Below are 12,317 nucleotides of genomic sequence, written 5' to 3' on the forward strand. Positions count from 1 at the left end.
TGTTCTAACATTGGGTGGCCCGATGGTCGACCTGCCATTATTGATTTTGATTATGTTGAAACAACAGTTACAGCAAAAGTTACAGCAAAAACTCTCTCCTCAGCAGATCCAGTTGATCCGGCTTCTGGAACTTCCGGCTATCGAGCTGGAGGAACGCGTGAAGCATGAATTGGAGGATAATCCGGCGTTGGAAGAAGGGAAGGAGATTACTGACGACTTTGACCGTACTGACGAAGGGGGTGATGAGTTGGCATCTAACGATATGGATGGAGGAACGGAGAGTGATACCGACCTCTCTTTAGGCGATTATATGAGTGAAGACGATATTCCCGATTACAAACTCCGCGAATTGAGCGAGCGTGTCGAACGGAAAGAAGACGTACCCTTTTCAGTCAGCGAGTCCCTCAATGAATATCTGCTCCAGCAGCTTGGCTTGCGCGATTTGCCGGAGAAACAGATAAAGATCGGCGAATATATTATCGGAAACATAGACGACGACGGATATCTGCGCCGTGACCTGTCTGCCATTGCAGATGATCTGGTATTCCAGGCGGGCCAGGACGTGACAGAAGAAGAGATCGGCGAAGTCCTGACCATTATACAGGATTTCGATCCGGCAGGCGTGGCTGCCCGCAACTTGCAGGAATGCCTTTTGCTACAACTGGCCCGTCGCGAGAAAACGCCCGATACGGAATTGGCAATCCGTATGCTGACCGACTATTTTGATGAGTTTACCCGTAAGCATTACGATAAGATTATCCGCGGATTGGATATAGACGAAGCTGCCCTGAAACGAGCCATTCACGAAATAACAACCCTCGATCCTAAACCTTGCGGTAGTTGGGGCGGTTCTATGGAGACAGCTTTGAGCCAGGTGATTCCCGACTTTGTGGTGGAAGCTGTCAATGGTGAACTGATCCTGAGCATGAATAACCGGGGGATTCCCGATATGCGCATCAGCCGCGAATATGCCGAGATGTTCCAGGACTATGCCGGCAACAAGGCAAACCAGACATCCAAGATGAAGGAGGCTGTCCAGTTCGTAAAGCAGAAACTCGACTCCGCCCAATGGTTTATCGATGCCATCCGCCAACGCCAGGAAACCTTGCAGCGCACGATGGAGACAATCATTCTCCTGCAACGCGACTTCTTCCTGACCGGCGACGAAGCGACCCTGCGTCCGATGATCCTCAAAGATGTGGCGGAACGGGCCGGATATGATATTTCGACCATCTCGCGTGTGAGCAACAGTAAGTACGTGCAGACGAATTTTGGTATCTATCCGCTGAAATACTTCTTTTCCGAATCGATGCAGACCGACAGTGGCGAAGAAATATCCACCCGCGAGGTGAAAAAGATTATGAAAGAGCATATCGACGGCGAAGATAAGCGCAAGCCGCTTACCGACGAGGAACTGGCCTCCATCCTGAAGGAAAAAGGTTACATCATCGCCCGCCGTACGGTAGCCAAATACCGCGAACAATTGGGCATTCCGGTTGCACGGCTCAGAAAAGAAATATAAATTTGAAGCGTTATGAAGTTATTTGCAAATATCATATCCGGGATGTTTCATCCGTTGCTGATGGTGACGTATGGTGTCGTGCTGGCACTGTCTTTCACCTATCTGGCGATCTATCCGCCGACAATGAAGCTGTTGCTGGCCGGCGGTGCTTTCCTGTCGACGGCGGTCATACCCGGAGCTTTCATCTTTCTGATGGTGAAAAACGGGGCGGCAGTCGATATGGAGCTGTCCGACCGCCACGAACGCGTGGTGCCTTACCTGATCTTTATCACTTCGATCATGGTCTGCGCCTTCTACATGTATAAGATGATGTTGCCGTTCTGGTTTATATCCTTACTTTTAGGGGCTTGCGTATCGTTGATATTGGCATTGCTGATTAACTTTTTCTGGAAGATCAGCGCCCATGCGATCGGTATCGGCGGCCTACTGGGCGGCATTATGGGAGTGGCGCGTATCCACCTGATAAACCCTTATTGGGCCTTTATTGTCGTGATCGTGATTGCCGGACTGGTCGGCACTTCGCGCATCTTTTTGAAAAGACATACGCCTATGCAGGTATATGCCGGGTTTTGTCTCGGATTTATATGTACCTTTGTTGCATCATTTTTAAGTTATATCTATTTATTCATCTAATAAAAACACTAAGATTATGAATTTTCCTGCAGATTTAAAGTACACAAAAGATCATGAATGGATCCGTGTAGAAGGCAATGTAGCTTATGTCGGTATTACTGATTATGCACAAGGCGAACTTGGCGAAATCGTTTTCGTCGATATTACAACAGAAGGAGAAACAGTTGAAAAAGAAGAAGTTTTCGGTACTATCGAGGCTGTGAAGACTGTATCCGATTTGTTTATGCCGGTTAGCGGTGAAGTGATCGAAGCAAACGCCGAGCTGGACGACAAACCCGAATTGGTGAATGAAGATGTTTATGGCAACGGATGGCTGATCAAGATATCGATCTCTGATCCTTCCGAACTGGACGCGCTGATGTCTGCTGCCGAATATGAACAACTGATCGCAAAATGACACCTGTAGTAAGCATTATCATGGGCAGTACTTCGGATCTGCCCGTAATGGAAAAAGCAGCCAAACTGCTCGACGAGATGGAAATCCCGTTCGAGATGCACGCCTTGTCTGCCCATCGCACACCCGCTGAAGTAGAGGCTTTTGCCAAAGGAGCCAAAGGACGCGGTATCAAAGTGATTATTGCGGCTGCCGGAATGGCTGCCCACCTGTGTGGTGTGATTGCTTCCATGACGACTGTGCCCGTAATTGGTGTGCCTATCAATTCGACGCTGGACGGAATGGACGCTTTGTTGGCTATCGTACAGATGCCTCCGGGAATCCCAGTTGCCACTGTCGGTATCAACGGTGCCCTGAATGCCGGTATCCTGGCAGTCCAGATGCTTGCCGTTGGAGACGAACAGCTCGAAGGCAAGCTGGCCGCTTACAAGGAAAACTTGAAAAAGAAAATCGTGAAAGCCAACGAAGAGCTGGCGAAGGTTTCTTTTAAGTATAAAACTAATTAATTGACAATTGACAATTGGCAATTGACAATTGCGACAAGCGATATCTTAACGCTTTGCGTTTCTTGTCTCTTTCCAATTGTCAATTGTCCATTTTCAATTGTCAATTGAAAGAATGGAACATTTTTTTAACTACAGTCGTCGTAAATCCTCAGTCGTTCATATCGGTAACACCCCGCTCGGGGGTGACAATCCGATTCGTATCCAGTCTATGGCAAACGTTTCTACGATGGATACCGATGCCGCCGTACGCCAGGCCATCCGCATGATCGAGGCCGGATCGGAGTATGTGCGTTTTACCGCCCAGGGAGAACGCGAAGCCCGCAACTTGGGCGTGATACGCAAGCAACTGAATGAAGCCGGATACACCACTCCGCTGGTAGCCGACATCCATTTCAATCCGCGTGCAGCCGATGCCGCAGCCGAAGAAGTGGAGAAAGTCCGTATCAATCCCGGAAACTATGTCGACAAGGTAAAGACATTCGACCTGCTGGAATATACCGATGAGGAATATGCTGCAGAGTTGCAGAAGATACGCGACCGTTTCGTGCCATTCCTTAACATCTGTAAAGCACACGGAACCGCCATCCGCATTGGCGTGAATCATGGTTCGCTGTCCGACCGCATTATGAGCCGGTACGGCGATACTCCCGAAGGCATGGTTGCCTCCTGTATGGAATTCTTGCGTATCTGCCGGGATGAGAACTTCCCCGACGTGGTGATTTCCATTAAAGCCTCCAACACGGTTGTCATGGTGAAAACCGTCCGCCTGCTGGTCCGGACAATGGAAGCCGAAGATATGCATTATCCCTTGCACCTCGGCGTGACGGAAGCCGGTGACGGCGAAGACGGACGTATCAAGAGCGCTGTCGGTATCGGAACCTTGCTTTCCGACGGGATAGGCGATACGATCCGCGTATCCTTGAGTGAAGACCCGGAAGCCGAGATTCCGGTAGCCCGCAAGTTAGTCGATTATATCCTCGAACGCGAGGGGCATGAGCCGATTGAGGCTTCCCCTGCTTCCGGCTATGATCCGGTCTATGCCGATCGCCGCAGTAGCCGTGCGACGGAAGGGATCGGAGGGAACTTCCCGCCTGTTGTCATCTCCGATCGCAGTAACGGTGATTTTGAATTTGACTATGCGTCTCTGCCTGACTATATATATATCGGTAAGGAAGACCCGGACAACCTGCCCGACAGCTTCCGCCTCCTGGTGGATGCCCATTTCTGGAAAGAACGTCCGAATGCATATCCTTTCTTCATCGCTTCGGAAGTCGAAGAGTTGAAGAACTATTCCACTCCGCTGAAGTTTATCCGTTTGACATATAGTGATCTGACCGACCGGGTGATCGAAGTCCTGAAACAGGATAAATCCGTAATTGTAGTTTTGAGCACATACCACCGGAACGGTGTCGGTGCGCAGCGTGCCGCCATGCACCGTTTGTTGGCAGCCGGCTGCGACGTGCCTGTCATCCTTCATCGCGATTACAGGGAGACGGATGTCGAAGCGTTGCAACTGAAGTCGGCGGCCGATTTCGGAACGCTGCTTCTGGATGGTTTCGGCGACGGTATCATGTTGCACAACGAAGGCTGCGAAGCCATGACGACGGACAGCTGTATGTTCGGCATCCTGCAAGCAACACGTACCCGTATCAGCAAGACTGAGTATATCTCCTGTCCGAGTTGCGGCCGTACGCTGTACGACTTGCAAACGACAATCGCCCGAATCAAAGAGGCCACTTCTCACCTGAAAGGCCTGAAGATCGGTATTATGGGCTGCATCGTGAACGGTCCCGGCGAGATGGCGGATGCCGATTACGGCTATGTCGGTGCCGGCAAGAACCGCATCAGCCTCTACAAAGGCAAAGAATGTGTCCTGAAAAATATCCCGGAAGAGGAAGCGGTGGAACGCCTGATCCAGTTGATCAAGGAGAATGGGGATTGGGTAAATTAATTTGCCTCCCGAATCTTTCAATCTTTTCTCCGGTCTTCTATTGCATGTCACAACCGTATTCTTTTCATGTCACAACTGTCCTCCTTCTGTGTTACAGCTGGGTTTCTTTTGTTTCACAGTTGTGACATGAATAGCGGGCAGGTGTTGAGGAACCACACGTGCCGCATGATTCATTCTATCTGCCGGGTTGTTCCTTCTTGTACGGCACTATACTCCCATGAAGTACTGCAAAACCATTTTACAGGCGATCTTGACTAACCCGGTAACGAACGATAAGCATTATTTAAAGAATAATGAAAGCCGTTAGGAATGGTAATCAGGGATATTTGTGTAAATTTGCCCGGAAATAAAAGAGTTTATGGAAGTAAAAATTATAAATAAGTCACACCATCCGTTGCCACAGTATGCAACTCCGCTCTCGGCCGGAATGGATATCCGTGCAAACCTGACAGAACCGGTTGTGTTGAAACCGCTTGAACGTAAATTGATCCCGACCGGATTGTATATCGCACTGCCGGAAGGATACGAAGCCCAAATGCGCCCCCGCAGCGGCTTGGCATTGAAGCATGGTATTACACTGCTGAACACGCCGGGCACAATCGATGCCGACTATCGCGGCGAGATCGGTATTATCCTGATTAATCTCTCCTCCGACCCATTCACCATCAATGACGGCGAACGTATCTGCCAGATGGTTATCACAACCCATAGCCAGGTGGCCTGGCAACCCGTCGAAGCGCTGGACGACACTGAACGGGGAGCGGGTGGATTCGGACACACGGGGAAATAATTGAGAATTGAGAATTAAAAATTAAAAAAGCGATGCTAAGACAGCTGATTACGATATCTCTTTTTATCTTGCTGGCAGTAGGCATCCGGCCGCTGATGGCGCAGGACTCCGCGACGGAGGCACCGCAAAAGGCAGCCCGGATCAGTGCGGCTGACCAGCGGAAATTCGACTACTTCTTTTATGAAGGACTAAACTTGAAGACGGCAGGAAAGTTCGATGCCGCCTACGATGCTTTTAACCATTGTCTGGCAATCGACTCGACCGCTTCGGCCGTGTTATACGAACTATCTTCCTTTTATGCCCAGCTGAACCGTCCGGAGAAGTCGTTGGATATGCTGCGGAAGGCGGTCGCCTACAGTTCCGATAACTTCACTTACCGCCTGGCGCTGGCAACAATGAGCCGTAATCTCGGCATGTTCGGCGAAGCAGCTGAAGAGTATAAGAAGCTGGTAAAGGATTATCCCGGGAAGCCGGAACTGAACTACTACTTAGCGGATGCACTCACGCAGGAAGGCGAGTTGGGCGAGGCAATCGATGCCTATGATGCGCTCGAGTCGTCGATCGGTATGAGTGAAGCGCTTTCGATGCAGAAATACAAGCTCTATAATGCTTTGGAGCAAACCGGCAACGCCTTCAAAGAGGTGGAAAAGCTGGCCGCCAAGTTCCCGATGGAATCCCGTTACCAGATCATTTTGGGAGATTTGCACCTGGAAAAGAACGACACTATTAAAGCGTTGGAATATTACAAAAAGGCGCACGCTATCGATCCGGAAAGTCCCTATTACATCGTCTCGATGGCAAACTACTACGAGGTGGTGGGCGATAAGGACGCTGCCGAGACACAGATACGCAATGCGCTGGTAAACGATAAGTTGGACGTCGAAACGAAAGTCGGCATCCTTTCCCGCTATATCCTCAAACTGCAACAGACCAAGAAAGGAACGGAAAGTGCGAACGCCCTGTTCCAGACCTTGTTAGAACAGCATCCCGAAGATATTGACCTGAAACAGATGTACGGCAGCTTGCTTATCGCACAGGGGAAGAACGACGAAGCCCGTTTCCAGTTCCAGCTGATTACCGAGATGGAGCCGTCGGATGCCACAGCCTGGCAGCAGCTCCTGAATCTGGCGTTGAAATCGGAGGATATTCCTGAAGTGATCCGTATCTGCACCCGCTGCCAGGAACTCTTCCCGGATGCTCCGGAATATTATTTCTACCTCGGAATCGCTTATTTCCAACAGGAGAAATACCAGGATGCGCTCGACACTTACAGGGCGGGACTGGATATTATCCCGGAAACAAACGTGGGCCTGAAGTCTGATTTCTATGGGCAGATCGGCGATATCTACTATCAGATCAAGAATATGCCGGAAGCCTATAAAGCCTATGATGACGCTCTGAAATACAATGATAAGAATGTAGTCGTCCTCAACAACTACGCCTATTTCCTCTCTTTGGAAAAGAAAGACCTGAAAAAGGCGGAACGAATGAGTGCGTTGGCGGTGAAACTGGAACCGAACAACTCGACTTATCTCGATACTTATGCCTGGATATTCTTTGTACAGGGCAATTATACGCTGGCGAAAATCTATATCGAGAATGCGCTGGCTAACGATACGACTAAAAGTACGGAACTGATAGACCACTACGGCGACATCCTCTTTATGAGCGGCGATAAGGAAAAGGCCCTCGAGCAGTGGAAGAAAGCCAAAGAGATGGGAAAAGTAAGCGACGTGCTGGACCGCAAGATTGCGGAAGAAACTTATATAGAAGAGGAGGTTCCGAATGAATAAGACTCATCTTGCCCTTGCATTCGTCCTTTTTACAGCTCTGCTTCTGACGGGTTGTAAGACGACTAAAAAAGTAGGGACCGTCGAAGCCGGCGGGGCGAAAGCGCACAACGAATTTTTCGAGCTGGTGCAGGAACAGGCATTCCGCTATGAGACGTTGACTGCCCGCTTGAATGTGGATTTGAACTTGCCGGGAAACAGCATGAGTTCGCGTGTCGACCTGAAGATGGTGAAAGACAGTGCTTTCCAGCTCTCCGTACAGCCGTTTTTAGGGATCGAAGTCTTTCGTGCCGAGATCAGTGTGGACAGTGTGAAGGTGATCGACCGGATGAATAAGCGTTATGTAGCCGACAACTATGCCAACCTGAAAGGACAGATGCCGATCGATTTCAACTTCTATAATCTCCAGGCTCTTTTCACCAACCAGTTGTTCCTGCCCGGACAACAGACGATCAGTCCGAAACAGTATAGCCGCTTCAAATTGAAGCAGGACGGTCCGGCAGCCGAGATACAGGTCAAGGATGTCATGGGGTTGCTGTACACCTTTATGGCGGACGGGGAAGAGAAGATACTTTCCACCGGTATTTCTGATCCTTCCGACCGTTACGCCCTGCAATGGAATTATACCGATTTCCGTATGGCGGACGGCCAACCGTTCCCGATGAAGATGGATGTGCAGGTGCTGAAGGAAGGCGCTTCACAAGGCGGCATTACCATGCATTTCTCGCGTGTGCAGACAAATGTCCCGGTAAAGATGGACTTCTCCATACCGGCCAAATATAATCGGATTACGTTGGCACAGATTATCAAGTCATTGAGTAATACTAAAATGTAAATGAGATTTCTCTGGTTCGTCATATTCGTCTTGTCGGTAAGCGCTGCTTGTGCACAGAACTCCGCAAGGGTTCGTGAACTTGAAAAGCAACGTAAGGCTGCGCTTGCCGAGATCGAGATGACCAACCAGCTTTTAGACGAAGCGCGGCAGACGGCGCGTAACTCGTTGAACCGCCTAAACCTGCTCTCCAAACAAATCCTTTCCCGCAAACAGGTGATCAGCCTGCTGAACCAGGAGATCGGCGAGATCGACAAACAGATTGCCGCCTCACGCCGCGAGATCTCGCAGTTGGAAAAGGAGTTGGGCGGTAAACGGCAGAATTACGGGAAATCGGTGCAAAGCATGTATAAACGGCGCAGTTCGCAAGATAAGCTGCTGTTTATCCTTTCGGCCGACAATTTTGCGCAATCCCTCCGCCGCATGCGTTACCTGCGTGAGTATGCCGACTGGCAGAAGAGGCAGGCTTCCGAGATAATCGACAAACAGAAGGAAATCGCTTATAAGCAGAAGGAACTGGAAAAGACCCGTTCCGAAAAGAATGCTTTGTTGAGTGCACGTGAAGACGAAAGCCGCAAGTTGCAGACGGAAGAGTCCAGCCAGAAGGCCGAAGTGCAGCAACTCAACAAGAAACAAAAGCAATTGCAAGCCGACCTGAAGAAGAAGAAACAACAGGCCGATGCCCTGAACCGCCAGATCGAAAAGCAGATTGCCGCCGAAATAGCCCGTGCCGAGGCCGAAGCCAAAGCAGCCCGCGAGCGTGCCGCCCGTGCCGAACGGGATCGGCTGGCGCGTGAAAAAGCAGCTGCTTCAGGTAAGAAAGTCCCGGATACAAAACCCGAAACAGAGCCGGTGCGCGAAGAGCGTGTTGCCGATACGAAGGGCGGATATGCCATGACGAAAGCCGAGAAACAACTGTCCGACAACTTTGCCGGCAATAAAGGGCGCCTGCCTTATCCCGTCTCCGGCCGCCATACGATTGTGGCTACCTTTGGCGAACAGCAACACCAGGAATTGAAATATGTCCGTACGAATAACAGCGGTATCGACATCCAGACCTCTCCGGGTGCAGATGCCCGTGCGGTGTTTAATGGTGAAGTGACGCGTGTATTCGTGGTGCCGGGCTATAATAATTCGGTCATTATCCGGCATGGTAACTATCTGACTGTTTATAGCAACCTGAGCCAGGTGTATGTAAAGGCTGGCGATAAGGTCAGCACCCGGCAGGCCATCGGCAAGATCTTTACCGATACCGAAGACGGCAACGCAACGATCCTCCATTTCCAGCTTTGGAAGGAAAAAACGAAACTCAATCCTGCTCCTTGGCTGGATTGATATGTAGTCTTCAAATACATCTTGATAGTGTCTGTGTCTTGGCGGTCCCGGATCAAGTCCGGGATGACTGCACCCGCCATCTCATCCTGATTGTTGTATTAGTTTAGTATGAGGTTGCGGGGCAAGCCCGCAATGACATAGGGACTACTTTTGCTTAAGTTTCTGTAGCACAAATCTTATATCTTCCTTGTTAATAAGAAACTCCTTCAACCGCGTATCCGTTTTGCGACAGAAGATAGCGACAGAGAATGTCAACATGGCGCAGAAGGCAATGCTTGAACTGACGGCGGAACCGACTACCCCGTAAACCGGGATAAGCAGGTAGCCCGAAACGAGCAGACCGAGTAAACCGACAAACGAGCTTCCGGCGCTGTAACGTATCTTCCCGCTTCCGATGAAGTATTGGCTCAGGATGCTGTTGCAGGCCAGGGCGATGATTCCAGCTGCAAGCCCGGTTATGACTTTCCGTATTCCGGCAAATTCCGCACTGAAAAGGTAATCCGTGTACACCCATTCCGGTATCAGGAGGATGCAGCCTGTGGCAAATGTTACGACACAGAATGTGAGCTTGAAGAAGCGCAATGTAATCTGTTTCTGTTCGGCAAGATCGTTTGCCTGGGCGACACGGCTGTATTCAATATAACCGATGCTGCGGTTGATGTGCCAGACGCTTTCCGAAACCTTGGTTCCGGCATCCAGCAACCCGACGCTACCTAACCCGGCAAAGCGTTTGATCAGGAAGTAGTTAAGGCGTGTTGTCAGGATTTCAGCGATATTGTCAGCGCTTCCCCATAGACCATAAGCAAACATCTCTTTCAGCAGTGCCGTAAGCGAACGTCCTTTTCTGGGATCTTCCTTTTTCTGTTTGAGGAAAGGAAGCAGCAACAGAAGGCTGACAAGGAAGGCAATCCCGTTCGTGAGATACATTCCCCAGAGATAAGCGGAAACATCCTGTATCTTTAATCCGTAGTAGAGGAGTAGCAGGACAAAGAAAAGAAGTCCTCCCTGCAGGATGAAAGTGAGATTGAATCCTTTTATATGATTCTTCCCGAGCAGAAAACGGGAGTTGGCGGCAACCAGCGAGGTAAGGATGGAAAGAATATAAATATCAGCGGCATACCCTTCGGGCAGTAGTCCTGCAACAGCCATGCCGCAACAGGCGATTCCTGCCCCGACTGGTGTCCAGCAATAGGAAGGCAGGAAGACGGCTTGCAGGGAATAGCGGTTCATGAAATAGACAATCGTGTTGCCTGCAAGTATCCCGCAAAACATCGTCGAGATGCTTACTGCCGCCAGGATCAGTCCGACCAGTCCGACACCTTCCACTCCCAGCACCTTGGCATTGACGAAGATCAAAGCCAGATTCAGGATAGCAATCAGGTAACGGGTTCCGATGGTTCCAAAGAGATCCTTCATATTAGTTGAAAGTTGAAAATTAAAAGTTGAAAGTTTGAAAAGAAAGAGGAATAAGCAACGAGGAGACTTGTTTATTTTCAGTTTTCAACTTTCAATTTTTAATTGATTAAGCAGTTTGATATACGTGTCTATGGCTTCCCTGATTTCCATCAGGCCGATATATTCGTCGGCGGCGTGTGAACGGGCGGAGTTTCCCGGCCCTATCTTGACGGAAGGGAAAGGCATCAACGCCTGGTCGCTTAGTGTCGGAGAGCCGAAAGGCTCTTTTCCCATCACAATGGCGCGTTGCACAAAAGGGTGTTGCAAGTCCGTACGGGTGGAGTTGAGACGGAAGCTGCGGGCTTTTATCTCACAGCCGACTTGCGGCTTGATAAGCTCGAACAGTTTCTCGTTCGGGTAGAACTCATTCGTGCGGATGTCGACGGTAAATTCGCAGCGGTCGGGAACGACGTTGTGCTGCGTGCCGGCATGTATAATTGTCACACTCATCTTTACCGGGCCGAGGAAGTCGCTCTTTTCCGGGAATTGGTATGTGTTGAACCATTCGATGTCTTTCATGGCGAGTGTGATGGCGTTGATACCTTCGTTGCGGGCGGCATGTCCGGACTTGCCGGTACTGACACAGTCCAGCACCATCAGCCCTTTTTCCGCCACAGCCGGTTGCATCCCTGTCGGTTCGCCGACAACGGCAAAAGAGATAGGAGGCAGGTTAGCAAGCGCACTCTCCAGTCCGTTCTTTCCCGAAACCTCTTCTTCGCAGGAAGCTAAGAAGATCAGGTTGTAAGGCTGTTCCTTTTCCGACAATGCCCTGAACGCTTCATACAGTGATACGACGCTTGCTCCGGCATCGTTACTGCCAAGTCCGTACAGGCGGTCGTCCTCCGTTTCTTCTGGCGTGAACGGGTCCTTCGTCCATCCGGAAGCCGGTTTGACGGTATCGATATGGGAATTAAGCAGCAAAGTCGGTTTGTCCAGATCGAATCCGGGAGCAGTCAGCCACAGGTTATTCCCTTTGCGGTTCACCTTATGCCCTGCCTTTTCCCAGGTCTGTTGCAAGAAATCAGCAACATCCGTCTCTTCCCTGCTGAAAGAAGGCCGGGCAATCATCCCTTTCAATATGTCAATTGCATCGTAGTACATAATATGTG

General features: G+C 50.2%; 11 protein-coding genes. 9 read left to right on the forward strand and 2 right to left on the reverse strand.

Annotated elements, in window-relative coordinates; translation table 11 throughout:
• Positions 1–52: 52 nt before the first annotated feature.
• From rpoN to DWU89_RS06905, 9 genes are all read left to right on the forward strand, one after another.
• On the forward strand, positions 53–1,522 hold the full coding sequence (rpoN, locus tag DWU89_RS06860; protein WP_115498936.1) for an RNA polymerase factor sigma-54: 1,470 nt from the start codon (positions 53–55) through the stop codon (positions 1,520–1,522).
• A 12-nt stretch (positions 1,523–1,534) separates the two neighbouring features.
• On the forward strand, positions 1,535–2,155 hold the full coding sequence (locus tag DWU89_RS06865; protein ID WP_115498900.1) for a hypothetical protein: 621 nt from the start codon (positions 1,535–1,537) through the stop codon (positions 2,153–2,155).
• A 16-nt stretch (positions 2,156–2,171) separates the two neighbouring features.
• Positions 2,172–2,552 (forward strand): glycine cleavage system protein GcvH, encoded by a 381-nt coding sequence (gcvH, locus tag DWU89_RS06870; protein WP_115498901.1) that lies wholly within the window; start codon positions 2,172–2,174, stop codon positions 2,550–2,552.
• Positions 2,549–3,055, forward strand: coding sequence for a 5-(carboxyamino)imidazole ribonucleotide mutase (gene purE / locus DWU89_RS06875; protein WP_115498902.1), 507 nt, complete (start codon positions 2,549–2,551; stop codon positions 3,053–3,055). Before gcvH ends, purE begins: the two co-directional genes overlap by 4 nt.
• 112 nt (positions 3,056–3,167) lie before the next feature.
• Positions 3,168–5,006: a 4-hydroxy-3-methylbut-2-en-1-yl diphosphate synthase gene (locus DWU89_RS06880; RefSeq protein ID WP_115498903.1), complete on the forward strand. Its 1,839-nt coding sequence runs from the start codon at positions 3,168–3,170 to the stop codon at positions 5,004–5,006.
• A 358-nt stretch (positions 5,007–5,364) separates the two neighbouring features.
• The gene (dut, locus tag DWU89_RS06890) at positions 5,365–5,796 is read left to right on the forward strand and encodes a dUTP diphosphatase (RefSeq protein ID WP_115498904.1); all 432 of its coding nucleotides are present in this window, start codon (positions 5,365–5,367) and stop codon (positions 5,794–5,796) included.
• Positions 5,797–5,828: 32 nt separating this feature from the next.
• The gene (locus tag DWU89_RS06895; RefSeq protein ID WP_115498905.1) at positions 5,829–7,589 is read left to right on the forward strand and encodes a tetratricopeptide repeat protein; all 1,761 of its coding nucleotides are present in this window, start codon (positions 5,829–5,831) and stop codon (positions 7,587–7,589) included.
• Positions 7,582–8,421 carry a DUF4292 domain-containing protein gene (locus DWU89_RS06900; protein WP_115498906.1) on the forward strand — a complete coding sequence of 280 codons (840 nt, stop codon included), beginning with the start codon at positions 7,582–7,584 and terminating at the stop codon, positions 8,419–8,421. Before DWU89_RS06895 ends, DWU89_RS06900 begins: the two co-directional genes overlap by 8 nt.
• Positions 8,422–9,753, forward strand: coding sequence for a murein hydrolase activator EnvC family protein (locus tag DWU89_RS06905; RefSeq protein WP_115498907.1), 1,332 nt, complete (start codon positions 8,422–8,424; stop codon positions 9,751–9,753). It abuts the gene before it with no gap.
• Positions 9,754–9,897: 144 nt separating this feature from the next.
• On the opposite strand, the gene DWU89_RS06910 is transcribed toward DWU89_RS06905, so the two are convergent.
• Both DWU89_RS06910 and DWU89_RS06915 read right to left on the reverse strand, forming a co-directional pair.
• On the reverse strand, positions 9,898–11,169 hold the full coding sequence (locus DWU89_RS06910) for a lipopolysaccharide biosynthesis protein (RefSeq protein WP_115498908.1): 1,272 nt from the start codon (positions 11,167–11,169) through the stop codon (positions 9,898–9,900).
• A gap of 84 nt (positions 11,170–11,253) precedes the next feature.
• Positions 11,254–12,309 (reverse strand): M20 family metallo-hydrolase, encoded by a 1,056-nt coding sequence (locus tag DWU89_RS06915; RefSeq protein WP_115498909.1) that lies wholly within the window; start codon positions 12,307–12,309, stop codon positions 11,254–11,256.
• Positions 12,310–12,317 lie beyond the last annotated feature (8 nt).

Origin of the sequence: Parabacteroides acidifaciens, assembly GCF_003363715.1 — a bacterium.
Taxonomy (GTDB): Bacteria; Bacteroidota; Bacteroidia; order Bacteroidales; family Tannerellaceae; genus Parabacteroides; species Parabacteroides acidifaciens.

What these genes read in the sequence shown, in the direction of transcription:
- rpoN (WP_115498936.1), top strand. Translation starts at nt 53, where the DNA reads ATGTTGAAACAACAGTTACAGCAAAAGTTACAGCAAAAACTCTCTCCT.
- DWU89_RS06865 (WP_115498900.1), top strand. Translation starts at nt 1,535, where the DNA reads ATGAAGTTATTTGCAAATATCATATCCGGGATGTTTCATCCGTTGCTG.
- gcvH (WP_115498901.1), top strand. Translation starts at nt 2,172, where the DNA reads ATGAATTTTCCTGCAGATTTAAAGTACACAAAAGATCATGAATGGATC.
- purE (WP_115498902.1), top strand. Translation starts at nt 2,549, where the DNA reads ATGACACCTGTAGTAAGCATTATCATGGGCAGTACTTCGGATCTGCCC.
- DWU89_RS06880 (WP_115498903.1), top strand. Translation starts at nt 3,168, where the DNA reads ATGGAACATTTTTTTAACTACAGTCGTCGTAAATCCTCAGTCGTTCAT.
- dut (WP_115498904.1), top strand. Translation starts at nt 5,365, where the DNA reads ATGGAAGTAAAAATTATAAATAAGTCACACCATCCGTTGCCACAGTAT.
- DWU89_RS06895 (WP_115498905.1), top strand. Translation starts at nt 5,829, where the DNA reads ATGCTAAGACAGCTGATTACGATATCTCTTTTTATCTTGCTGGCAGTA.
- DWU89_RS06900 (WP_115498906.1), top strand. Translation starts at nt 7,582, where the DNA reads ATGAATAAGACTCATCTTGCCCTTGCATTCGTCCTTTTTACAGCTCTG.
- DWU89_RS06905 (WP_115498907.1), top strand. Translation starts at nt 8,422, where the DNA reads ATGAGATTTCTCTGGTTCGTCATATTCGTCTTGTCGGTAAGCGCTGCT.
- DWU89_RS06910 (WP_115498908.1), bottom strand. Translation starts at nt 11,169, where the DNA reads ATGAAGGATCTCTTTGGAACCATCGGAACCCGTTACCTGATTGCTATC.
- DWU89_RS06915 (WP_115498909.1), bottom strand. Translation starts at nt 12,309, where the DNA reads ATGTACTACGATGCAATTGACATATTGAAAGGGATGATTGCCCGGCCT.